The following is a 25585-nucleotide window of genomic DNA, read 5'->3' as shown; positions in this document are numbered from 1 at the left end:
TCGAAGACTTGGGGTTGATGGGCGGGGCGAAAATCATGCGTGACTACTCCCTGCCCTCGAAGGAGGGGCTGTGATTAGAGCTCATCCACGGAGCTGGGCTCCTCGTGGGTTAGGCTCACGCCCATATCTTCTGCTGCCCGGAAGCCTTCTTCCTCCGAGTCGCTCATTTCAATGGTCTTCCCGTCGGTAGAAAGTACCTCGACGTTCAGGCACAGTGACTGCATTTCTTTAATAAGAACCTTGAAGGATTCGGGGATGCCCGGCTCGGGGATATTCTCGCCCTTGACGATCGCCTCATAAACCTTCACACGACCGGCCACATCGTCAGACTTGACGGTCAAGATTTCCTGCAGGGTGTAGGCGGCGCCGTATGCTTCCAGCGCCCACACTTCCATCTCACCGAAGCGCTGACCACCGAATTGTGCCTTACCGCCCAACGGCTGCTGGGTAATCATTGAGTAAGGACCGGTGGAACGAGCGTGAATCTTGTCGTCCACCAGGTGGTGCAGCTTCAGGATGTACTGGTAACCCACCGAAATCGGGTCAGGGAACGGCTCACCCGAACGACCGTCAATCAGACGTGCCTTACCGGAGCGAGTAATCAGACGATCGCCGTCACGGTTCGGGTTCGCGTGATCCATCAAGTCGAAGAGCTCGTCCTCATGAGCGCCGTCGAACACGGGGGTCGCCAGACGGGTAGACCCGGATTCCTTCGGGAAGTTCGGCATATTCTTCAGCCACGCCGGGTCACCCTCAATCTTCCAACCCTGCTTAGCGAGCCAGCCGGTGTGAACCTCAAGCACCTGGCCGATGTTCATACGACCGGGGACGCCCAACGGGTTCAGAATGACATCAACGGGAGTACCGTCTTCCAAGAAGGGCATGTCTTCGACCGGCAGGATCTTGGAAATAACGCCCTTGTTACCGTGGCGACCTGCGAGCTTGTCGCCGTCGGTAATCTTACGCTTCTGCGCAACGTACACGCGCACAAGCTTGTTAACACCCGGGGGCAGATCGTCTTCATCATCGCTTTCGCGGTCGAAGATGCGAACGCCGATCACGGTACCGGATTCACCGTGGGGAACCTTCAGAGAAGTATCACGAACTTCGCGGGACTTCTCGCCGAAGATTGCGCGCAGCAGGCGCTCTTCGGGGGTCAGCTCGGTCTCGCCCTTGGGGGTTACCTTACCGACCAGGATGTCGCCAGCCTCAACCTCGGCACCAATGTGGATAATACCGCGGTCATCCAGTGCAGAGAGAACTTCCTCAGAAACGTTGGGAATATCGCGGGTAATTTCTTCGGGACCCAGCTTGGTGTCACGAGCGTCGATTTCGTGCTCTTCGATGTGAATCGAAGTCAGCACGTCTTCGGAAACCATGCGCTGGGAGAGGATAATAGCATCCTCATAGTTCAGACCTTCCCAGGGCATGTATGCCACGAGCAGGTTCTTACCCAGAGCGAGCTCGCCGCCGTCGGTCGAAGGGCCGTCCGCGATAACGTCACGCTCCTCCACACGCTGACCGGCCTTCACCACAACACGCTGGTTGTAGCAGTTGCCCGGGTTCGAGCGGGAGAACTTCATGATCGGGTACGAGCTGGTGGTGCCGTCATCGTTGCGGACCAACACCAGATCGGCCGATACCTCTGACACCACACCAGCTTTCTTCGCCAGCACGGAATCGCCGGAGTCAAGCGCAGCGTACTTCTCCATACCGGTACCAACGACAGGAGCCTCGGACTCCAACAGCGGCACAGCCTGGCGCTGCATGTTAGCGCCCATCAACGCACGGTTTGCGTCATCGTGCTCAAGGTAGGGAATTAGAGCGGTTGCCACAGACACCATCTGACGCGGGGAAACGTCCATGTACTGCACAGCGCCAGGGGCAACCAGCACGGCCTCGCCAGAACCATCGCCTGCACGGCAGAGAACCTCGTCTTCAGCAAAGGTACGCTCGTTAGTCAGCGGGGCGTTTGCCTGCGCAATAATAACGCTCTTCTCGTCGTCGGCAGTCAGGTAACGCACCTTGTCGGTGACCTTACCATCTTCAACCACGCGGTAGGGGGTCTCGATAAAGCCGTAAGAGTTGATACGCCCGTAGGTTGCCAACGAACCGATCAGACCAATGTTCGGACCTTCAGGGGTTTCGATGGGGCACATACGACCGTAGTGCGAGGGGTGCACGTCGCGCACTTCCATGCCCGCGCGGTCGCGGGAAAGACCGCCGGGGCCCAGCGCCGAAAGACGACGCTTGTGGGTTAGCCCAGCCAGCGGGTTGTTCTGATCCATGAACTGCGAAAGCTGCGAAGTACCGAAGAACTCTTTAATCGCTGCAACCACGGGACGGATGTTCACCAAGGACTGCGGGGTGATGGAATCAACGTCCTGAGTGGTCATACGCTCACGCACCACACGCTCCATGCGGGAAAGACCGGTGCGAATCTGGTTCTCAATCAACTCGCCCACAGTGCGGATGCGGCGGTTACCGAAGTGGTCAATATCGTCGATATCGATCTTAACGGAAATTTCCTTGCCGTCACGCTTACCGGGGATGCTGCTCTCCTGAGCATGCAGGGCGCAAAGGTAGTGAATCATCTGAGCGATGTCGTCCTGGCTGAGCACCGATGCCTCGGGGGAATCAAGAGGAACATCTACACCGAGCTTACGGTTCACCTTGTAACGGCCAACCTTCGCCAGATCATAGCGGCGCGGGGTGAAGTACATGTTGTCGAGCAACGCCTGTGCAGCCTCTACCGTTGGGGGCTCGCCCGGGCGGAGCTTACGGTAGATATCGAGCAGAGCCTCGTCGCGGGTTGAGACGGAGTCCTTCTCTAGGGTTGCACGAATAGAATCATAGTTCCCGAACTCGGCAAGAATCTTTGCCTCGGTCCATCCCAGAGCCTTCAACAGCACGGTCACAGACTGCTTACGCTTGCGGTCCAGGCGCACACCAACCTGATCGCGCTTGTCTATTTCAAGCTCAAACCATGCACCGCGCGAAGGAATAACGCGTGCTGAGTAGATGTCCTTATCGGAGGTGCGGTCGGGTGCCTTCTCGAAGTATGCACCGGGTGAACGCACCAGCTGGGAAACGACCACACGCTCGGTACCGTTAATGACGAAGGTACCGGATTCGGTCATGAGCGGGAAGTCGCCCATGAAGAGGGTCTGCTGCTTAACCTCACCGGTGGTCAGGTTCATGAATTCAGCTTTAACGTACAGGGGTGCCGCATAGGTTGCGTCACGGTCCTTGCACTCTTCCATGGTGTACTTGGGATCGGAGAATTCCGGATCCGAGAAGGACAGCTGCATGGTTTCCTGGAAATCACGAATCGGGGAAATCTCCTCGAAGATTTCGGCAAGACCGGATTTCTCAGGTACGGAGGTGTCACCTGTTGCCTGAGCATTTTCCAGACGCTTTGCCCAGCGCTCGTTACCCACGAGGCGGTCGAAGCTGTCGGTCTGGATAGCCAGCAGGTTGGGAACCTTGAGCGGTTCACTAATTTTTGCGAATGAGATACGACGGTCGGAATTGTTTTCCGCACCGTTAGCGGCGTCATGGTTAGAGGTGCTCGAAGCGACCAAAATGGGGATCCTTCCACAGACATGTCTGTTAGCAATCTGCCTCCCGGCGACAGAGCCGTAAGACATCATGATGAAGACCCCGAAAACGGTGTGCAAAGCTAGTAGATGTCGAACGGTTTAACGTCACCTTCAGCCCGTGCCCACCGCTATATGAAGGCACAAAGGTCAGGGAAAGCGTAAATATTAACGATACACTATGCTCGCGCGTTTGTCTACCACACCCGTACAGCAGATGCAAGCGCCGGGTTTAAGTGAGCTTTTTATAGCCCTTCCGGAAGCTTCCGCGGTATATTTCCTAGGCTTTTGACATCGTGTATGAGCGCCCTCTTACGCTCCTCCGCTAATCCTATTCTTCGCGCAAGAAAATACTGCCGTTAGGGTTGGTGTAAGACTCAACCGCCATACCCACTTTCACCAGTTTCGTGCCGTTTTGGAGCACCATCATCATACCGTGCTCAACATCCCACTCAGTCTCGGCTTCCACCACAATCAGCACATTGTTATTATCCCAGGCAACCGTGCACCGATCCCAGATAGGATCCACAAGAGTCCACACCTGAGATTCGGGAATATCCGGCAAGTATTGTTCCCAGCCATACTCATCCGCCATATCAAAATACATACGGTAGAACTGGTACACGTAAGGGGTTGCCTGGGCAAAAATATCGGTATCGGGTGAGCGGAAGTTATCAATCGCGGCACGAATACGCTGCCACCCGGCAGAGTCAATAGTCTGCATATCGAAACTAAACGTTACCGATGCCTTCTTGAGCGCAGGCACGTCTACCGGATCGCTCACATAGAGCATGGTACCAACAAACGGTTGGGTGGGAGATCGCCAGTCTTTCGCCGTACCGGTAACCACTCGACCGGTGTTCTAGCCGACTGCACAATAAAAGATCAAGAAAACGCTCGCCCTGAATGCCCCTGCGGCTTCCGGGCGAGCGCTCCCCCACCGTTTTGGAGCTAACACTCCACCACGTTAACCGCCAGGCCACCCATTGAGGTTTCCTTGTAACGGTGCGACATATCCATGCCGGTTTGGCGCATCGTTTCGATCACTTGGTCTAGGGAAACACGATGCGCACCGTCACCGCGCAGTGCCATGCGTGCCGCTGTGACCGCGTTCGACGCGGCCATCGCGTTGCGTTCAATGCACGGAATCTGCACCAACCCGCCCACAGGGTCACAGGTCAGCCCCAGGTTATGCTCCATCGCAATCTCTGCGGCATTTTCAATCTGCTCGTTCGTACCGCCCAAAACCTGAGCAAGACCGGCGGCGGCCATCGAGCTGGCGCTGCCTACCTCTCCCTGACACCCCACCTCGGCACCGGAAATTGAGGCACGCTTCTTATACAGCACCCCGATTGCGGCGGCGGCCAAGAAAAAGTCGATCACCGCATCCTCACGCTTGCCCCGACCGCAATGCCGTATTCCGGGCGTATAGTTCATCGCATAGTGCAAAACCGCCGGAATAATGCCGGATGCACCATTCGTCGGCGCCGTCACTACGCGGCCGCCAAACGCATTCTCTTCGTTCACGGCGAGCGCGATTAGGTTCACCCAGTCGATGGCGTATTCGGGCGATTTATTGGGGTCTTCGGTCATCAGGTCGCGGTGCCATGCCCCGGCGCGGCAACGTACCTTGAGGGGTCCAGGCAGGTAACCGACACGCGATAGTGAAGACCCGATGCATTCCTTCATGACCTTGTAGATGTGTAGAATTCCTTGGCGTACCTCGGCCTCGCTGCGAAGCGAACATTCGTTCGTCATTTTGAGTTGGGCAATACTCATCCCGGTCTCGTTCGCCATATCTAGGAGCTCAGCACCGGAACCGAACGGGTAGGGCGGGTGTTCCAGGGATGCTCCCCCGGTTGCGGGCTCGTCACCTTCGACAATAAATCCACCGCCGATGGAAAAATAGGTGCGCTCCAAAAGCATCTTCTCGCCCTCGAATGCGGCGATCTTAATACCGTTTGTGTGGCGCGGAAGCACGGTCAAGGGGCGCAGGGTTATATCGAGTTCTCGGTAGTTCAGAACCGGTCCGTAAACTTTGCCCTCCTCGCCGCAGGGAGCCGTCGCACCGTACATACTGGAAGGATACCCGGCGAGCGGCAAAGTGCCGTCCACGCTATTACGCTCGATCATGGCGTCTGCCTCGGTGAGGCAGATAGTTTCGGGCACATGCCCGCACAGCCCTTTGAGCGCCGCGCTCATGGTGCCGTGCCCTGCCCCGGTTGCGGCGAGTGATCCATACAGGTCGATATGCAATTTCGTGGTGCGTGAGAGCAGGTTGGTGTCAATAAGTTCGGCGATAAAACGGTTGGAGGCGCGCATCGGCCCTACGGTGTGGGAGCTGGAAGGACCTATGCCGATGCTAAAAAGCTCGAAAACGCTGATATCGTATTCGAGCGCTTCAGCTTGTTTTTGCACACTACTTGGAACGCCAGTATCTAGTGCCACATTATTCCTTCATCTGTGTGAGTATGCGCTTGCCCGCCAGGTTTTATATGCGGCGGTCCGTCCGTTTATTGGGATTAGCTTCTGGGAGTACACCTGTAGGTTCTCCCGACGTAACCGCCCGAAGACGGTATGCAGCCTTCATCGTCTGCTGATTTTCCCTGAGGTTTATGCTCACCGAGCACCTTGCAACCTGCTGAGTTCATCCTAGCTTACTTCAAGTCACGGATAAACTAAGGCGACATTATGTTTGCGTGCGCACCCGGGCTTGCCTGGACGATAAACTCCGAGTCGATATACCGACACAGACATGCTGAAGGGCGGGTAAATATACCTCAGCACATTCACCCGCCCTATGCCTCTTGCTCGGGTTACCTGAGATGAAGCAGTATTTACTTCTCGCGCTTGTAGAACGGAAGCGAGACCACGTCGAAAGTTGCACGCTTACCGCGAATATCCACGTCCACCTCGGAACCGACCTCGGAGAATTCGCGCTTCACCAATGCCATTGCTATCGGGTAACCCAGGGTCGGGGAAGGAATACCGGAGGTTACCTCACCGATTTGATGCCCCTCGGCATCGACAAGGAACGAACCCGCACGTGCCGGGCGCTTTGCCTGGGCTTTCAGTCCAACCAGAATACGCTCCGACGGAGACTTCGCCAGCTCGGTCAGAGCGGTACGACCCACGAAATCGACGGCCTTCTTCTCCAAAGCGATCTCAACTAGGCGGCCCAAGCCGGACTCGAAGGGGGTAATATCCAGGCCCAGCTCATGACCGTAAAGCGGCATGCCAGCTTCCAAACGCAGCGAATCGCGTGCTGCCAAGCCTGCCGGGGTCAAGCCGAAGGACTCACCAGCGGCAGCGAGCGCATCCCACAGTTTCACAGCGTTAGCATTCGGTACGAAGAGCTCAAAACCGTCCTCGCCGGTGTAGCCGGTACGTGCCAGAAGTACATCTACCCCGGCAATGGTGACCGGAACGGAAGCGTAGTATTTGAGCTCACGTACCGCATCCTCATCTGAGGCACCAGCCGCAAGCAGAATTTCTTCGGCACGCGGTCCTTGCACAGCAATTAGGGAGGTGTCGTCAGATTCGTTGACGAACTTCACATCAAAATTACCCAGACGCTCGCTCATGGCCGCAAAATCGTTATCAATATTGGCGGCATTGGGCACGACCAAGAATTCTTCGTCGCCCAAGCGGTAGGTGATAAGGTCATCGATCACGCCACCCTTGTCGTTGGCGAGAATCGAGTACTTGGCGCGACCAGGCTTGAGTACGGACATGTTGGAGACCAGAGCGTAGTCGAGGAATGCAGCGGCATCGGGCCCGGTGATGCGGAACTCGCCCATGTGAGAGAGATCGAAAATACCGGCGCGGGTGCGCACAGCCTGATGCTCGGCAACATCGTTGGCGTACTTGAGCGGCATATCCCAGCCGCCGAAGTCGGTGAATGCGGCTCCTAGCTTTTCGTGGACGGGGTAGAGTGCGGTCTTCTTGGGTGACATGTTTCTCCTTAGTACATAGTCAGATACACTGCTTTGTGCCAGAACGGTTTATACCAGAACGATTATTCTTGTTTTTAAGAACATTCATTCTATTTTATGTGTGTACGGTAAGCCTCCCGGGTGCCCCGCTCCCCAGCCTCCTAACAAACAGGCGAAAAACGCGGGACACACAGAAGTTCATCGAATCATCGAAGCTACTCGGCGTGAGCTTCAAGATCGAATGCCTCCATCGGAGGGCATTCGCAGACAAAGTGACGGTCTCCGCCCGTACCGTCAATACGGCCCACAGGCGTAAAGTACTTGTTGGCGCGAAGTGAAGGAACCGGGAAGGCAGCCTGGGTGCGGCTATACGGGCGATCCCACTCGTCGGCAGAAACAACATCCACCGTATGCGGAGCATTGCGCAGCACAGAATCTTCCACCGCAACCTTGCCTTCGGCAACCTCAAGAATTTCGCCGTAGATAGTCTCCATCGCCTCAATAAAGCGATCGAGTTCTTCCTTCGACTCCGATTCGGTCGGCTCCATCATCAAAGTGCCCGGAACCGGGAACGCCAGAGTAGGCGCATGGAAGCCAAAGTCCATCAGGCGCTTACATACGTCTTCGGCGGTCACATGGGAGCGGTCGGTAAGCTCACGGATATCTAGGATGCACTCGTGACCCACCAGGTTTGCGTTGCCGGTGTAGAGCACAGGGAACTTATCGTTGAGCTTTTTCGCCACGTAGTTCGCGTTCAGCACCGCGTATTCCGAGGACTTTTTCAAGCCCTCAGCACCGCTCATAGCAATGTACATCCAGCTGATGGGAAGCACACCGGCAGAGCCAAAGAACGCCTGCGCAATCGGAAGTGCCGCACCGCTAGGCAGCTTGCCTTCGGCATCCGCAGTCGCGGCATCGCCGGGAAGGTACTTCGCCAGATGCTCACGAGCAGCGAGAGGTCCAACACCGGGACCGCCACCGCCGTGTGGAATGGAGAAGGTCTTGTGCAGGTTCAGGTGGGAAATATCGCCGCCGAACTTACCCGGCTGTGCGAAGCCCATCTGCGCGTTCAGGTTTGCGCCGTCCACGTAGACCTGACCACCCGCGGCATGCACAAGCTCGCAAACCTCAGATACCTGAGGCTCAAACACGCCGTGCGTCGAGGGATAAGTAATCATGATGCCAGCGATCTTATCGCCGTACTTCTCGATCTTCGTCTTCAGATCATCAACATCAATCGAGCCGTCGGATGCGGTCGCCACACCCGCAACCTTGAGCCCAGCAAGCGCTGCGGACGCGGCATTCGTGCCGTGCGCCGAAAGCGGAATAAGCACGGTATCACGCTCGTGATCGCCGTTAGCCTCGTGGTAGGCACGAATAGCACGCAGACCACCGTACTCACCGGTTGCACCGGAGTTCGGCTGCAAAGACACGACATCGTATCCGGTGATAGCGACCAGCCAGTCGGAAAGTTCCTTGATGAGCTTATGCCAGCCCTGAGCCTGATCGGCGGGTGCCAGCGGGTGAATATTCGCAAATTCGGGCCAGGAAATCGGTTCCATTTCCGCAGCCGCATTGAGTTTCATAGTGCACGAACCCAGAGGAATCATCGTGCGATCCAGAGCCAAATCCTTATCAGAGAGGTGGCGCAGGTAGCGCATCATCTCGGTCTCGGAACGGTACCTATGGAAGACGGGATGCTGCATATACTCATCGGTACGGAGCAGATTTGCGGGAATGCTGAACTTGGCATCTGCCTCGGAGGGAAGTACCGCACCAAATGCCTTCACCAGACGCTCCAGAACCCGGTCATCATGAGATTCACCAACCGAAATACCCACGCGGTTCTCGTTGATACGGCGAATGTTAATGCCAGCCTCAAGCGCCTTGGCGACGAGTTCATCTGCACGAGCCGGTGCTTCAACCACCACGGTGTCAAAGAAATGTTCATAGGCAATACCGTATCCGGCACTTTCCAAGGCTGTTGCTACACGAGCCGCGTTAGTATGCAGACGTTCGGCAATAGCACGCAGCCCCTCGGGACCGTGATACACAGCGTAAGCACCGGCAACAATCGCCAGCAAAGCCTGAGCAGTACAGATGTTACTGGTAGCCTTCTCGCGACGGATGTGCTGTTCGCGGGTCTGCAGAGACAAACGGTAAGAAGGCTTACCGGCGGAATCCTGCGACACACCGACCAGACGACCCGGCATAGTGCGTTCCATACCCTTATGCACAGCCATGTAGGCGGCATGCGGACCACCAAAGAAGAAGGGCAAACCGAAACGCTGGGTATTGCCCACGGCAATATCGGCACCGAGTTCCCCTGGAGACTTCAGCAGGGTGAGCGCCAACAAATCGGCGTCCACGGTCACTAGGGCGTTACGTTCCTTGGCCGCTTTCACCAGCGGTTCAATGTCACGAATTTCCCCGTCGGATGCGGGGTATGCAAGCACCACACCGTACAGATCGCCCTCGGGCAGCCCCTCCGAGAAATCGGTGACCACGAACGGAATGTCAAGAAGTTCGGCACGACCGCGTACCACGGCAAGAACCTGCGGTAGGCACCGAGAATCAATCGCGAAGAAACCGTTCTTAACCTTACGGTTGGCGCGGTGCATCATCACAACCGCCTCCGCAACCGCGCTTGCCTCATCGAGTAGGGAAGCATTCGCAATATCCAGGCCGGTGAGTTCCATAACCACGTTCTGGAAATTCAGCAGAGCCTCCAGACGACCCTGCGAAATTTCAGCCTGGTAGGGGGTGTACGAGGTGTAAAATCCGGGGTTTTCAAGAATGTTGCGGCGCAGAACGGCGGGGGTTACGGCATCGTAATAGCCTTCGCCAATCATCTGCGTATAAACTTTGTTCTCGGCGGCATACTCGGCGATCTTGGCGAGTGCATCCTGCTCTGTCAACGGATCGGGAAGATCAAGCTCGCCGTGAAGGCGAATCTGAGGCGGGACAGCGTCGTCCATCAGAGCTCCCAGGGAATCATATCCCAGGGCTTTGAGCATCTGCTCAGCGTCTGCGGAACGGGGGCCGAGATGACGATCGATGAAAGACATAATATCTTCTCCTATTCGGCGCAAACCGTTAGCGGTTCACAACAGTACTGTTGTGTATATACAGTACTAATTTTCCCATATTGTGGGCTCAAACTTCTAGCTACATATGCCCTGTGACACGTATGTTATAAGGGTTTATCGGCATACATGCGACCACCTGTTACGGCACGGCGAGCGATTTCTTACCGCCACATACAGGAGCGTCATCCCCCCTCTGGCGGCAGCCGTTACAGATAAGAGCATCTATCCGTTAAAAGTAGCTGTTTGCGGCAGCGTCGTAGGCTGCACCCATCACCAGCGGCGGGAAGAACCCGCCTAGACCACCGGCAGCGTCGGCCAAAACCTGCATTGTAATCAATAAATTAGAGGTATTTACGTTCAGAGCCATCTGTTCCGAATTTGTGACCGCCACCCCATATTGGTTTTAGGGTACGAAACTCACGTAAAAAGCTCTGGCCGCTCCCTCAGAGCAGGGAACGGCCAGAGCCATGGAAACAAACAATTGAGTGAAAAACTCAGCTACTACTTCGCTACGGCATCAGCCTTATGATGTTCCGGCTTACCGCCATGCTTGACCAAGAATGCCGAGGCAAAGGCCACAGCTGCAGTTACAGCCAACAGAGTTAGACCGATAAAGTAGTTACGATGTGCGGCATCGTAGGTTGCACCCATCACCAGCGGCGGGAAGAAGCCGCCAAAAGCGCCGGCAGCAGCGATCACGCCGGAGACCGCACCCACGTTCTTCGGGTCAGCCGCGCGGCCAACCCAACCGAAGACCGAGCCGGAACCCAAGCCCAGCAGAGCTGCCATCGCCAAGAAGATGGGACCGTAGACATGCTCAGCATCCGGCTGAAATGCGGTAACCAGAGCCAAAACCGACACACCGCCCAACGCAATGAAGGTAATAATCTTCGGACCAAACTTATCAGCCAAGATACCGCCGAAGGGACGAGCGATCACGGCAGCCGCCGCGAAGCCTGCGGCACGAGCACCAGCATCTTCAGAGTTGAAACTGTAGATATTGTTCAGGTAGGTCGGCAGGTAGTTCGAGAACGCCACAAAGCCACCGAATACTACCGAGTACAGGAAGCACAGCTGCCAGGTTGACTTCACCTTGAACGCCCGAATGATCTTCGGCATCAGCGGGGTAACCTCGCGGTTAGCGGTAGCCGGTGAATCACGCAGGAACAAGAATGAGATAATGGCGGTTACCGCGCACAGAGCCGCAATGATGTAGTGGGTATTCATATAACCCACGAGGTTCATCAGGCGCGGAGTAAAGAACGCTGACAGAGCGGTACCGACCATACCAGCGCCGAAAACACCGGTTGCAAAGCCCTTACGAGCGGGCGGGTACCAAGCGGAGCTGAACGGAATACCCACCGCGAACACGGTACCGGCGATACCCAGCAGGAACGAGAAGACCAATATCAGGGGGAACGACTTCATCGAGCCGGCAACACCGACCAAGAGCACCAGCGGAGTGCTGACGGCAAGTACCAGACTCATCATGATGCGCCCACCGTACTTATCGGTTAGACCACCAACCGGAATACGCCCAATCGCACCAATAAAGATAGGCATAGCAACCAGCAAACTCGTAGTTCCCGGGTTCAAATGCATCTGATCCGGCTTGGCGTAGTACTTCGCAAGCGGACCGACAATCGTCCACGCCCAGAACCCAACGGTTGAGGCGAAGGTAACCAGCAGCAGGTTAAAAAGCTGCCCCTTTTTTAGGTCGTAACTCTCAGCAGTGGGAGCACTCATTATTCCTCTTTGTGTTATGTGTTGTGTGTATATTGTTAGCGATTGACGCGCTCACGTGGGAGCGCCTCTTGCGGGTTGTCCCAACCACGACGTGCGCCCACGCGCTCATTGCCGCGAGAACGGTAGATGGTGTAGGGACGGAACAGGTAGTGCAGCGGCACGGTCAGTGCATGCACCAAACGAGTGAAAGGCCAGATAATGAACAGCACCATAGCCACAATGATGTGAATCTTGAAGGCGACAGGCACATTCACCATCAACGCTACCTCTGGGTGGAAGTAGAAGATAGAACGGAACCACACCGCAATGGAGGTGCGGTAGTTGAACTCCACCTCATGCCCGTTAACCGGGGGCAGACCGCCCGAGGGGTCAAAAGCGGAAATCAAAGTTGCGGCGGTACCCGCCAGAATGACGGCGACCAGCACAAAGTACATAAACTTATCGTTCATCGTCGTTGCAGAGAAAACCTGTGCATTACGACGACGACGCCACAGAAGCAGGAACAAACCAAGAATAGTTGCTGCAGCGGCTGCGGAACCGCCCACCAAAGCGACAATGTGATAAGTGTGGTCGTCCACCACGAGGTCTGTGAGCATCTTAGGCACCACTAGACCGCCCACGTGTCCCATAAACACGGCGGCTAGACCATAGTGGAATAGAGGCGATCCCAGACGCAGCATCTTGGATTCATAAATCTGTGATGATCGAGTGGTCCAACTAAACTGATCGGTACGGTAACGCCAAATGGTGCCGCCGATCAGAACAAGAATAGTGACATAGGGAAGCACGCCCCACAGGAGGGTGTCTACAATCCCCGGCTCGCCGACAGGCACCGCATGTGCTGCGTGCTCGGATGCGAGTGCGTACACGATGTACTCCTAATTTGAGGGGTCTAAATATTATTAGGGTTAACTTGGGTCAGCCGCGGATCGGCATACCCGCTCAGACCAACGGTCTCAACGGGCGGGCCATAACCCGCCATCTGCTGCACCTGTTCCTGAGTCTCGGGAGAGACACCGGGGAGGGTATTGCAGATACTCTGTAATAACCCGTAGTGTGGGAGGTCTCCGTCCCGAAGCGCTAAACGAAGCAGCTCTAATGAGGGACGGTATGCTTGAAGCGCTGCGCGACCCTGGCGACGATCCACCAGCGCCGCAAACTCCAAGACGAGAGGTAAATAGTCGGGAAGTTCCCCGTTAAGGCGGGTGAGCATCCCCGAATCGCGATACATTTTCTTAAATCGAAGAAGGGTTTCGCCGCGACGGCGAGTATCGCCATCCGTCCAGTAAGAGAGGTGCAGAGCGTGCCTGCGGGAGAGGTCGTATTCCTGCACGTAGTCACTCTGAACTTCTTCAAGCTCGCGAGCCGTAAGCCAATCCGCAACGGTTTGCACAGCCTGCACGAAATCGGGATTCTCAGTTGCCTGCGCCAAGCGCGTAAACTCCGGCAGAAGATCAAGAGTTTCTTCCGTCGGATAGCTCAACAGCATGCCGCTGACCTGGTAAATCACCGAGTCTCGGTCTTCACCTGCACCATAGTCACGATCAAACGGATCAATGTTATCGTGCGCGGCTTGCGCCGATTCCGGGGTATTCCCGGAATCGGCTTTGCCCATAAGCTTGGAAAAGAATCCAGCCACTACTTACTTCTTTCCGGTGGTATTCGGGAACAGACCATCCGGGCGCGAGTTCCCATCCCAGCTAAAGAGGCTCACCTTGTTAGAGCTCTCATATACGCCAGTCGAAACGGGGGTCGGGCGACCTTCCATGTCATTGAATGCGTCACCGTACATGCCGGGACCACCATCAACGCTCAGCGAGCATCCCATCTCTTCGAGGTTATGCGCATCCTCCATATGAGCCGGAGGAATCACATAACGCTCGTTGTACTTAGCAATCGCCATCAGACGGTACATTTCGTACATCTGTGCACCGGTCATACCCACCGAGTTTGCGATCTCTTCATTGCCTTCGCCGCCCAAATTAATGTCACGCATGTAGGCGCGCATTGCGGCTAGGCGCTTGAGCACGAAGGTCACGACCTCGGTATCGCCAGCGGTAAACAGCTCAGCAAGGTATTCAACGGGGATGCGCAGCGCCTCGATCGCGCCGAACAGGTTCTGGCTGTTCTCAGCATCGTGTCCCTGGTCCTTGAGCAGATCCACAATCGGCGACAGCGGCGGAACGTACCAGACCATCGGCATGGTGCGGTATTCGGGGTGCAGCGGAAGCGCAACCTTCCATTCCTTCGCCAGCTTGTACACGGGCGACTTCTGGGCTGCGGTAATCCACGCCTCGGGAATATCGTTCTCGCGTGCCAAACGAATAATCTCGGGATCCGAAGGATCGAGCATAAGCGAAAGCTGCGACTCGTACAGATCCTTCTCATCGGCAACGGATGCTGCCTCAGTCACGCGGTCTGCATCGTAGAGGAAGATACCGATATAGCGCATACGACCCACGCAGGTCTCGGCACATACGGTCGGAATACCGGCCTCGATACGGGGGTAGCAGAACGTACATTTCTCTGCCTTACCCGTCTTGTGGTTGAAGTACACCTTCTTGTAGGGGCAGCCGGTGATGCACTGACGCCAGCCACGGCAGCGATCCTGATCGACCAGCACGATGCCGTCCTCGGCTCGCTTGTAGATAGCGCCGGAGGGGCATGCCGCCATACAGGACGGGTTCAGGCAGTGCTCACAAATACGCGGCAGGTAGAACATGAAGGTCTGCTCGAACTCGAATTTAATCTTGTCCTCGGCCTTCTTGCGCACCTTCTCCACAAGCGGGTCAAGGTGACCGTGCTCGGGGGCGCCGCCCAGGTTATCGTCCCAGTTCAGGCCCCATTGAATCTTGGCGTCCTGACCGGTAATCATCGATACCGGCTTAGCCACGGGGAAGTCATCGCCTAGAGGTGCGGTGGTGAGATTCTGGTAGTCGTAAGTCCAGGGCTCATAGTAGTCGCTGAGCTCGGGCTGAATCGGCGAGGCGAAAATGGAGAAGAGCTTCTGGAAGCGGTTACCGCTCTTGAGCTCCAGACGACCGCGCTTGTTCAGCACCCAGCCGCCCTTCCACTTTTCTTGGTCCTCGTAGCGGCGCGGGTAGCCCTGACCGGGGCGGGTCTCAACGTTGTTGAACCACACATACTCGGTACCGGAACGGTTTGTCCATGCCTGTTTACAGGTCACGGAGCAGGTGTGGCAGCCAATGCACTTATCAAGCGCCATCACCATTGCAACTTGTGCCATAACACGCATTAGAATGTAACCTCCTGCGACTTGCGACGGCGAATATACGAGACAATGTCACGCTGGTTGCCGGTCGGTCCGAGATAGTTGAAAGCGAATGCCAGGTGTGCGTAGCCGCCAATCATATGGGTCGGCTTGAGTAGGATGCGGGTCATCGAGTTGTGAATACCGCCGCGTTTGCCGGTGGTTTCGGTCTTCGGCGTCATCATACGCTCCTGAGCGTGGTGCACGTAGCACACGCCCTCAGGCATACGGTGCGAGACAACCGCACGACCCACGAACACACCATTGGTGTTCACACATTCGATCCATTCGCCGTCCTTGACGCCGATCTTCTCGGCATCCTGGGGGCTCATCCAGGCAGTCTGACCACCGCGGAAGAGGGTCAGCATATGCTGGTTGTCGAAGTACTGGGAGTGGATAGCCCACTTGTTGTGCGGGGTTAGGTAACGCACTGCAACCGAAACGCCGTCGGTAGTACCGATTTCGGGTTCTTTGAAGAGCCCGGTCATATCCAGCGGGGGACGGTAAATCGGCAGCGCCTCGCCCATTTCGTGCATCCAGTCGTGATCCAAGAAGAAGTGCATACGACCGGTTAGGGTATGGAACGGCTTCTTCTTTTCAATGTTCACGGTGAACGGCGCATAACGGCGGCCGCCGGTTTCCGAACCGGACCACTCGGGAGAGGTCATCACGGACTGTGGGGCTGCCTGGGTCATGGGGAAGGTAATCTTACGTTCCTCGTTACCCTCGGCAAGATCCATCAGGTGCAGACCGGTCTGCTTCTCAAGTTCCTTGAAGCCCTTAAGGGCCACCTCACCGTTGGAAGTACCAGAGATGCGCAAAATCGACTCGGCGAGCTTGGTGTCGGTATCCAGTGCAGGACGACCCGCGCCCTTACCGGAGTCCATTACACCAAATTCCTTCGCCATCTGAGCGACTTCGTCCTTCAGATCGTACGTCACGTATTTGGTGGTGGCACCAACCTTGTCGAAAAGCGGGCCTACAGAGGTGTACATATCGTACATCGCGCTGTAGTCGCGTTCGACAGTCATGAAGTTCGGCATGTTCTTACCGGGAACACCTAACATGCCGGGAGTGCTCTTCCAGTCGGGTGCATGACCGCCGGGTTGCTTGATCTGACCGGGGGTATCGTGCAGGAGCGGAACCGAAACAATATCCTTGCGGGTGCCCAGGTGTTTCTTGGCCTGGCGTGTGAACTCGTATGAGAGAGCCTTGAAGGTATCGTGATCGGTTCGTGCTTCCCACGGCGGGTCGATAGCAGGCGAGAACGCGTGCAGGAAGGGGTGCATATCGGTCGAGGAAATATCGTGCTTCTCGTACCAGGTAGCGGTGGGGAGCACAACATCCGAAAGCAGGGTCGTGGTGGTCATGCGGAAGTCCGAGGTGACCAGCAGATCGAGCTTGCCTTGCGGTGCTTCCTGGTACCAGGTGACCTCACGCGGAATGGATTCCTCATGATCGGCGCCCTGCACGTTGTCCATGCTGCCGACAAGGTGCTTGAGGAAGTAGCTCTCACCCTTAGCGGAGGAGCCAAAGAGGTTCGAGCGCCACAGCATCAGGGTACGCGGCCAGTTCACGGGATTATCGACGTCTTCAACAGAGAATTCAAGGTCGCCGGAGTTCAGGCGCTGTGCCACATAATCGGCGTTATCCTTGGCTTCTCCGCGCGCTACTGCCGCCTCTGCCTTATCGGCGAGATCGAGCGAGTTCTCGGGGAACTGCGGGTAGAACGGCATCCAGCCCATACGGGTGGAGCGCGCGACAACATCCGCAGTGTGTACTCCCTTGAGCTCGCCGGTGCCCAGCGGGGACTGCAGGTAATCGGTGGAGTAACCGTCCTGGCGGAACTGGTCGGTATGCATGTACCAGAAACCGGTGCCGATCATATGACGCGGCGGGCGGCTCCAGTCCAAAGCGTTTGCCATATTGGTCAAACCGGTGAGCGGACGTGCCTTCTCCTGACCCACGTAGTGAGCCCAGCCGCCGCCGTTGCGGCCCTGGCAGCCGGTCAGGTTCAGCAGAGCCAAGATAGCGCGGTAGGTTGTATCCGCGTGGTACCACTGGCAAATACCGGCACCGAAGATAATCATAGAACGACCGTGAGAGTCAATAGCGTTCTGCGCAAATTCGCGCGCCACGCGAATAACGGCCTCCGGCGGAACTGAAGTAATCTGCTCCTGCCATGCCGGGGTGTTCTGAATCGACCAGTCTTCGTAATCCTTGGCCCAGTCGCCGGGCAAGCCGGGGCGACCGATACCGTAGGTAGCAAGCATCAAGTCGAAGACGGTGGTAACTTCCTGACCCTCAACGTAGGTGACGGGCACGCCGCGGGTCATGATGTCGCCGTGGCCCTTGGGGTTATCGAAGGTCGGCATCTTGATCTCGACAGCGGCGGACTCGCCCTGCGGCAGATCGCGAATCGAGAGAATGGGTTTGCGCCCGTCCAATTCAAGGTTCCATTTACCCTGATCGGATTCGGAGTAGCGGTGACCCATCGTACCGTTGGGAACAAAGACCTCGCCGGTTTCGCGATCCATCATGGCGGTCTTGAAATCGGCGTTTTCCTGGTGCTGCTCCCCCGCCAGGGATGCGGCGGTCAGGAACTTCGAGGGAACCTTCGTGCCGTCTTCACGAGTTTCGAGGGTAACCAAGAAGGGCAGGTCGGTGTAGGTCAGGGCAAAGTCTTCGAAGAACTCCACGCGCTGATCCACGTAATTTTCCTTGAGAATCACGTGACCCATAGCCATTGCGAGCGCAGCATCGGTACCTGCCTGTGCGGGCAACCATTCGTCGGCGAATTTGGTGTTGTCGGCATAGTCAGGGCTGACCGAGACAACCTTGGTACCGCGGTAACGTACCTCGGCAACCCAGTGGGCATCCGGGGTACGGGTGACGGGGATGTTTGACCCCCACATGATGAGGTAGGAAGCATCCCACCAGTCACCGGATTCGGGTACGTCGGTCTGGTCACCGAAGACCTGCGGCGATGCTACGGGAAGGTCGGCATACCAGTCGTAGAAGCTGGTCATCACGCCGCCGATGAGCTGGATAAAGCGCACACCGGCACTGAAGGAGACCATCGACATTGCGGGAATCGGGGTGAAGCCGGTGCAGCGATCGGGTCCGTAGTACTTAATGGTGTGCACGTGGGCGGCGGCTACGATTTCGAGTGCTTCCGCCCAGGTGGAGCGTACCAATCCGCCTTTACCGCGCGCGCTGATGTAGCGGTTGCGTTTGACGGGGTCGGAGACGATGGAGTGGAATGCTTCAACCGGGTCGCTGTGCAGGGCTTTTGCTTCGCGGTACATTTCGAGGAGCAGACCGCGCACATAAGGGTATTTCACGCGGGTCGGCGAGTAGGTGTACCACGAGAATGCAGCGCCACGGGGGCATCCGCGCGGTTCGTATTCGGGGCGGTCGGGACCGACTGTGGGATAGTCGGTCTGCTGTGCTTCCCAGGTGATAATGCCGTCTTTGACATACACCTTCCATGAGCAGGAGCCGGTACAGTTCACACCGTGGGTTGAGCGAACTTCTTTATCATGGCTCCAGCGGTCGCGGTAGAAGGTATCGCCTTTGCGACCACCTTCACGGAAAACCGCACGACCGTCATCAGTCTCGTCCCAGCGAGAGAAGAACTTACCGAATTTGATCAGCTGATCGGTAAGGGGTCCATCCGGACCTTTGGTCTGTGATGCTTGTTCCATACAGCCAATATATCGCAAAAATTGGTATGCCAAATACGATATAAAAATATTCTCTAATCCAGGAAATTCATAGGGTTATTCAGACCGTAAGCCATCCGGAAATTCCACCCACTAAAACACGCACGGGAGTATCTGTAGCGGCAGCAATATCCCGTGCTGCCTCCAACGCCCGTGTATATCCCGTGCAGTAGACCACAAGATATTTCGATGCGGGGTCAATTTTTTCGCGAATTTTCGCGGCAAGACGGCCTTCACGGGCAGCTTCCAAGATTTCTGTCAGCGGCAGATTAATTGCCCCATCGATCGCAAAAGAAGAAAACTCGATAGCTTCACGGACATCTATAAGGGTCATTTTTTCGTGCTGCGAAAGCTGCCGGGCTTGAACAGGGGTTATGTCTTCTAACTTTTGCGTGTGATGGTTACCCGTCAATTTTCCTGAATTATGACGAAATATTAAGTGATTTTTAGTGTCTTGACTCTCTTTAGGGTGAGTTTCTACCGATTTCTTAGGTTTTGCTTGCATCGAAGCTAAGAGAGGTATATATTCCCATTTTCCTGTTAACGCGGAGTATAGCCCAACCTCACCTAGCAGCGGCTTTCCGGAACCCGTGATGACCTTAATAGCCTCCATTGCCATCGCTGAGCCCACTACCCCGGCGAGCGCCCCGATAATCCCGGCGGTACTGCACGAAGGAACGCTTCCCGGTGCGGGGGCCTGCGGGTAGAGGTCCTCATAGACCAGCCCATGACCTGCCCAGAATACGCTGAGCTGTGCGTCAAACCCTAGAATTGCTGCCCAAATATGCGGGATACCCAACTGTTGTGCCGCAGCCGAAACCGCATAGCGAGCCTCAAAATTATCGCTGCCGTCAAGCACCGCATCCGTGCCAGTGAGGAGAGTCAAAGCGTTACTGTCGGTGAGGCGTTCGCGGATAATGGTCACCGTGATGAAGGGGTTGAGCGCGCGCATCGTTTCGGCAGCCGACTCTGCCTTCGAGTTTCCCGCCCGTGCATAAGTGTGAATGACCTGCCGGTGCAGGTTTGAGATCTCAATGGAATCATCGTCGATGATGATAATCTCGCCCACCCCGGCTCCCGCAAGATAGAGCAGGGCGGGTGCACCAAGCCCGCCGGCGCCGAGCACCGCAACCCGTGCCGCCTTCAGCTTCAGCTGCCCCGCCATGCCGATCTCGGGCAGAATCAGCTGACGTGCATAGAAGGCACGTTCGGCCGCGCTCAGCTGAGTTACGGGATCCGGCGCGGTTTCGGGGTCTGGGATAAAGCTCATCCTGATGGTATCTTTCGCGGGAATACGTGTTGAGTCTCTAGGTGTCTATGCCCACCCATTCGGTGCTGCCGTCTGTCAGCTCCTGTTCTTTCCAAATGGGAACCTGGGCTTTCACACGGTCAGCCACCGCCTCGCAGGCCTCGAAGGCCCGCCCACGATGTGCCGCAGCGGCAAGCACCGTCAGCGCAGACTCTCCTATAGCGATAGGACCGACGCGGTGAACTGCCCACAGACGAACCCCCTCCAGCTCATCCGCTACAGACTGCACAACACGCGCAATATATTCTTTTGCCTGCGGATGCGCACTATAGCAAAGACCGCGCACCGCACTGCCGTGATCATGGTTGCGTACAATGCCGTCGAATACAACAAGGGCGCCCATGGCTTCTGTCATGATCTGAGCCTTCGCGGCGGCGGCAAGCGGTTCTAAGGCTTCCTCGGTAATATCGGTGAAAATGACTACCGAACCGGTGGGCTCAGCGCCGTGCGCCCCGCTGTGATCGAGCCCCTGCGGCTTAGTGGTCATGATAGTCCTCCATCTGGCGGCAAATATGTTCCACGAGTGGGTCCAGGGTTTTCACTCCATCTTTAACCCCGCCGCGCGACCCGGGCAGAGTCATCACGAAGGTTTTATCGATCACGCCCGCAACCCCACGTGAGAGCACGGCGGAAGATACGTTCTGCAGGCCGTTCGCCCAGAAAGCGTGCATGATTCCGGGGATTTCCTTATCCAGATGCGGGCGCACCGCCTCTACGGTCTGGTCGTCCGTGTTCAGCCCAGTACCGCCGCTGGTGAGAATAAACGTGGGCAGGTTATTATTCTTCTTCCCATCGGCAATGAGGGAGTTGAAGTAGTCGATAATCTGCCGGTCTTCGATCACGACAGCGTCCGGGGTCTTAAACCCGCGTGAACGCAGCCATTCAACCGCGATAGGCCCCGATTTATCCTCATAGATACCGCGGGCGGCGCGAGTAGACGCCACGATAACAAGCCCGGTCAGATTCTCGGGAAGCTGGATTTCTTCTGCACTCACGATGTGCTCCCTCTCATGCTGTTGTTCATAGGTTTTCCTTCTGGGCTTCACAAAATAGCAAAGTGGGGAACGCTAAACAGCCCAGTCACCGGATTTTCCGCCGGATTTCTCTAGTACCCGAATATTGCTGATCACGGCGTATTTATCGACCGCCTTAATCATGTCGAAAATCGTCAGCGCTGCTGTGGAGACCGCAGTTAGCGCCTCCATCTCAACCCCGGTAACGCCCCGGGTTTTCACCGACGCCACAATGCGTACAAAGTCCTCGCCACGCTCAAAATCCAGGGTAATTTTACCCAGCGGCAGCGGGTGGCACAGCGGAATAATATCTGGGGTGCGTTTAGCGCCCATAATACCCGCTACACGCGCAACCGGCAGGGCATCGCCCTTAGGCAAATCGGCATCAAAAATCTTGGCGATCACATCGGCGCGAGTGTGCACGGTTCCCTCAGCGAGCGCCGTGCGTGTGGTGACGTCTTTCAAAGTCACATCAACCATATGGGCAGACCCGTCGGCGCGCACATGAGTCAAGTCTTGGGCTGGCTGTGCCGCATCGGGGTGAAGATTCTTCTCAGTCACGATATGTCCTTAAGATCTGTGTTGGGGTGAGAGTTCAGCCACGTTCAGTTATCCGTAAGCCGGATGCGGTGGTACCGCACCGCTTCTCCCCCAGTGTACGTGGTGCCCGGCGCCAGCTCGATGAGCACATCGGCGGTCGCAGCATGATGCAGCAAATGCGATCCGGGCAAAACATCAGGGTATAGCTCCACCCGATAGGTCCCCGGTTCAAATTCAACCATCGCCAGGTTACCGCGCAAAAATTGGCGTTTATTGGCCGGTGCCGTCAGCGGTTTATCAATGACGAGCACGCCGCGCGGGGCATTTTCGAGAGTCGCCATGCGCGAGGCCACCTCGTGCGGGGTGCCGTAAGGTCCGCCCGCACGCAGGTAGGGGCGAAGCATCAGCACATAGGAAATAAGGGTACTGACGGGGTTACCGGGGAAAGAAATCATGGGCAGACGGTGCCCGTTGAAATCCAGCACATTCACGCCCTGTGGCCCGCCGGGCTGCTGGCTCACATGCCCAAACCAGCTAAGCGGAATTGGCAGCCCCAAAGACGGTGCCATAGCGATGGCATTACGCACAACCTCGTATTTGCCGTGGCTGATCCCGCCGGAGGTGATAATAATATCCGGTGCGAAAGTCTCATATTCTTCCCGCAAGTGCTCGATCAGAAGCTCCGGATCGTCTCCGATCGAGATGCGCCGCACCACGGCGCCGTCCTCGACCAACATTGAGGTGAGCATGGGACCGTTAGCATCATAAATCTGGCCATAGGCAAGCTCTGTAGCCGTATCGTCACCGTCTTCGGTGAGGGTGGGGCGAATCTCGTCGCCGCCGGTGCACACCAGCACGCGCGGCCCGCAGGCAACCGTCACGCGGGTATACCCCTGTGCGGCGAGTGTACCCAGCAGTGCGGGGGTCACGCGCTCGCCAGAGCGCGCCATGATTTGCCCAGCTACCACGTCTTCGCCACGTCGACGTATAAACTGCCCTTTGGGCGCCTGAGGGAGCCTAATTTTTTCGCTGGGACGCCCGAAGGATTCGGGTAGGTCTGGATATTCGATGCGCTCAGAATGCTCAACCGGCACCACCGCAACATATCCCTTAGGAATGGGGGCACCGGTCATAATCGGGTAGGTTAAATCGTCGGATGCGCGCGAACGCTGCAGCGGCCGTCCCGCCGGAATTTCACGCCCCACCGTAAAGATGCGGTTCTCACGGCTGGCACCCTCGGCGGTTAGGGCGTAACCATCCATCTGGGAGTTATCGAAACTCGGTACATCAAGCCTGGCCAGCACATCCTGCGCAAGGATACGGTCGGTAGCACGCGCCAGCGGCAGGTTTTCGGCGCGACCAATAAAAGTATCACGCAGTAAAAGCGCCAGATAGGCGCGATACTCTTCGGTGCTGGGGGTGCCATCGAACTGGGGCTTGTGCATCTGTACTCCCAAATGGTGATGAATTATCTACTAGCTATTGTAAGAGGCTTTGGCACGCAGTTTCTTCACCACGGAAAATAGGCCAAGCAGCCCAAAGATGCACACGTACAGGCTTATGAGCATGAGGGCGTTACCCAATGCGGAGCTCATGCTTCCGCCGGCAATCGCCAATTCGATACCGAGCGGAATAGTTTCAGTTTTGCCCTGCACATTACCCGCGAAGGTGACGGTGGCGCCGAATTCGCCGAGCGCACGTGCGAAGGAAAGCAGGAAAGCGGTAGCAATTCCCGGTGCTGCTAAGGGAAGGAGCACCCTATAGGTGATTTCGGAGGATTTTGCCCCTTCCACCCGAGCTATCTGCTCATATTCTTCAGGAATAGCCTGCAGGGTTGTTACGGCGGTCGCCACGAAGAAAGGCAGAGCCACGAAAGTTTGGGCAAGAATAACTGCGGTGGGTGTAAAAGGAATTATGATGCCCAAGTGGTACAGATGTTCACCGATCATGCCCTTACGTCCCCAGAAGAAGAGCAGCCCCAAACCCGAAACCACCGGGGAGAGGATCACGGGCGTATAAATAATCGCGTACAGTACTCCCCCAAATTTTTTCAGGCGAGAGCGGCTGAGCACTTTAGAGAGCACCAGCGCTAAGGGGGCGCCTAAAAGCCCACAGATCAGCGTTGAAATACTGGCGGTGGTGAGCGAGAGACGCGCGGCGTCGAGAACTTCTTTGTCGATAATGTCGTGCAGGCGCATCCAGGGGATGTTGTACAGCAAACCCACGAGCGGACCCAGAATGAGCAGGAAACCCAGGAGCGCGGGAACGGCAAAATAACGGGGAACGGCGGTGAAAGCGGTATGTTTTTTCACGGGTACGTCTTTCGGAATCTGCGGCGACACAGCCGCCTCCTGCAAGAATCTCGCATTGGTTCTTTCAGGAGGCGACCGTTACGTGACAGCTGTTATGCGCTGAAGATTCTAGTTTGCCTGAGGAGACTCGAAGTCGTACTTCGCCAGAATCTTCTGGGCTTCATCCGAAGAGAGCCATTCGTTGAACTTCTTCGCAGCGTCGGAGGAAGAACCCTTGGTGGTCAGTGCTGCGGGGTACTCGTTCTTGGGAACATCCGGCAGGTCTACCGAGCCCAGGTTCTTGCCGTCTTTCTTAGCGGCGGCAAGGTCAGTCGTATAGATGAAGCCAGCATCCGCGTTACCGGTAGTGACCTTGGTGGTCACCTCGCTCACATTGCCTTCGGTGGTCGCGTTCTTAAGCTCAATATGGTGTTTCTTGAGCTCTTCGTCCGCCAGGGTACCGCAGGGTACATTCACCTTACATACGGCAACAACACCTTCGGTGTTCTTCAAATCGTCCAGCGAGTTAATCTTGCCGGGGTTACCCTCCGCGGTGACCAGTACCAGCTTGTTGGTGGCGATAACCTCGCGCTTGGCATCCTTGAATTCGTCGAGTTTAGCCGCCTTATCCATGTTCTGGGTATCGGCGGTAATCAGGAGATCCGGGCTTGCGCCCTGCTCGATCTTCTGCACCAGCTTGGAGGAACCTTCGAAGGAGTAGGTGATCTCAACGCCGGGGTTTTCCTCCTCGAACGCTTCCTTCAGCTCGACACCCGCATTGCGCAAGGAAGCAGCCGCATAGACCTCAACCTTGCCAGACACGGATCCGGATGCTGCCGAAGAAGCAGAGGCAGACGCATCGGTGTTAGAGGAGTTGGAGCCGCATCCGGTCATGGCGACAGAGGCAAAAAGTGCCGCGCTGGCACTGGCAACCTTCAACGAAGTTTTCATAGTGTATGTTTCTTTCCTGTGGTGTGATGACGCACAATAACGTGCATTCCCGCCGCGATAATAATGTGCCGTACGTTTGCGCTCGATGTAACTTAAGGTACGCACACTATCCTCAT

At 56.4% G+C, this 25585-nt stretch carries 18 protein-coding genes; all 18 read right to left on the bottom strand.

Features of this window, described 5'->3' with window-relative positions:
• Positions 1-74: 74 nt before the first annotated feature.
• On the bottom strand, positions 75-3584 hold the full coding sequence (rpoB, locus tag HMPREF2609_RS00700) for a DNA-directed RNA polymerase subunit beta (RefSeq protein WP_070534488.1): 3510 nt from the start codon (positions 3582-3584) through the stop codon (positions 75-77).
• A gap of 346 nt (positions 3585-3930) precedes the next feature.
• Positions 3931-4449, bottom strand: a complete 519-nt coding sequence (locus HMPREF2609_RS00695; protein ID WP_246822600.1) for a DUF6985 domain-containing protein — start codon at positions 4447-4449, stop codon at positions 3931-3933.
• Positions 4450-4550: 101 nt separating this feature from the next.
• Complete coding sequence (locus HMPREF2609_RS00690; protein WP_070534487.1) at positions 4551-6047, bottom strand: L-serine ammonia-lyase; 1497 nt, start codon at positions 6045-6047, stop codon at positions 4551-4553.
• A gap of 389 nt (positions 6048-6436) precedes the next feature.
• Positions 6437-7555: a glycine cleavage system aminomethyltransferase GcvT gene (gene gcvT, locus HMPREF2609_RS00685; protein ID WP_070534486.1), complete on the bottom strand. Its 1119-nt coding sequence runs from the start codon at positions 7553-7555 to the stop codon at positions 6437-6439.
• A gap of 194 nt (positions 7556-7749) precedes the next feature.
• Entirely contained in the window at positions 7750-10602 is a 2853-nt protein-coding gene (gcvP, locus tag HMPREF2609_RS00680) for an aminomethyl-transferring glycine dehydrogenase (RefSeq protein WP_070534485.1), read from the bottom strand.
• A gap of 250 nt (positions 10603-10852) precedes the next feature.
• Positions 10853-10990 carry a hypothetical protein gene (locus HMPREF2609_RS10855; RefSeq protein ID WP_168162142.1) on the bottom strand — a complete coding sequence of 46 codons (138 nt, stop codon included), beginning with the start codon at positions 10988-10990 and terminating at the stop codon, positions 10853-10855.
• Between the two features lie 134 nt (positions 10991-11124).
• Positions 11125-12369, bottom strand: a complete 1245-nt coding sequence (locus HMPREF2609_RS00675; protein ID WP_070534484.1) for an MFS transporter — start codon at positions 12367-12369, stop codon at positions 11125-11127.
• Positions 12370-12404: 35 nt separating this feature from the next.
• Positions 12405-13238, bottom strand: a complete 834-nt coding sequence (gene narI / locus HMPREF2609_RS00670) for a respiratory nitrate reductase subunit gamma (protein WP_013397629.1) — start codon at positions 13236-13238, stop codon at positions 12405-12407.
• A gap of 23 nt (positions 13239-13261) precedes the next feature.
• A complete protein-coding gene (gene narJ / locus HMPREF2609_RS00665) occupies positions 13262-14008 on the bottom strand; it encodes a nitrate reductase molybdenum cofactor assembly chaperone (RefSeq protein WP_041321532.1) in 747 nt (248 codons plus the stop codon).
• A gap of 3 nt (positions 14009-14011) precedes the next feature.
• Entirely contained in the window at positions 14012-15625 is a 1614-nt protein-coding gene (gene narH, locus HMPREF2609_RS00660; RefSeq protein ID WP_048751150.1) for a nitrate reductase subunit beta, read from the bottom strand.
• The gene (locus HMPREF2609_RS00655; RefSeq protein WP_004005308.1) at positions 15625-19347 is read right to left on the bottom strand and encodes a nitrate reductase subunit alpha; all 3723 of its coding nucleotides are present in this window, start codon (positions 19345-19347) and stop codon (positions 15625-15627) included. Before HMPREF2609_RS00655 ends, narH begins: the two co-directional genes overlap by 1 nt.
• 79 nt (positions 19348-19426) lie before the next feature.
• Entirely contained in the window at positions 19427-20635 is a 1209-nt protein-coding gene (locus HMPREF2609_RS00650; RefSeq protein WP_070534483.1) for a ThiF family adenylyltransferase, read from the bottom strand.
• Between the two features lie 37 nt (positions 20636-20672).
• A complete protein-coding gene (locus HMPREF2609_RS00645; protein WP_070534482.1) occupies positions 20673-21161 on the bottom strand; it encodes a molybdenum cofactor biosynthesis protein MoaE in 489 nt (162 codons plus the stop codon).
• A complete protein-coding gene (locus HMPREF2609_RS00640) occupies positions 21151-21669 on the bottom strand; it encodes a MogA/MoaB family molybdenum cofactor biosynthesis protein (RefSeq protein ID WP_037231153.1) in 519 nt (172 codons plus the stop codon). Before HMPREF2609_RS00640 ends, HMPREF2609_RS00645 begins: the two co-directional genes overlap by 11 nt.
• Positions 21670-21741: 72 nt before the next feature.
• Entirely contained in the window at positions 21742-22248 is a 507-nt protein-coding gene (gene moaC / locus HMPREF2609_RS00635; RefSeq protein WP_004005310.1) for a cyclic pyranopterin monophosphate synthase MoaC, read from the bottom strand.
• A 44-nt stretch (positions 22249-22292) separates the two neighbouring features.
• Positions 22293-23672, bottom strand: coding sequence for a molybdopterin molybdotransferase MoeA (locus HMPREF2609_RS00630; RefSeq protein WP_048751146.1), 1380 nt, complete (start codon positions 23670-23672; stop codon positions 22293-22295).
• A gap of 30 nt (positions 23673-23702) precedes the next feature.
• Complete coding sequence (locus HMPREF2609_RS00625) at positions 23703-24569, bottom strand: molybdate ABC transporter permease subunit (protein ID WP_048754775.1); 867 nt, start codon at positions 24567-24569, stop codon at positions 23703-23705.
• Positions 24570-24647: 78 nt separating this feature from the next.
• Positions 24648-25469, bottom strand: a complete 822-nt coding sequence (gene modA, locus HMPREF2609_RS00620; protein WP_070534481.1) for a molybdate ABC transporter substrate-binding protein — start codon at positions 25467-25469, stop codon at positions 24648-24650.
• Positions 25470-25585: the final 116 nt, after the last annotated feature.

This window comes from Rothia sp. HMSC058E10 (genome assembly GCF_001809415.1).
Lineage (GTDB): Bacteria > Actinomycetota > Actinomycetes > Actinomycetales > Micrococcaceae > Rothia > Rothia dentocariosa.
Note: the sequence above shows the minus strand (reverse complement) of the source record. Positions and strands in the feature narration are given on the sequence as shown.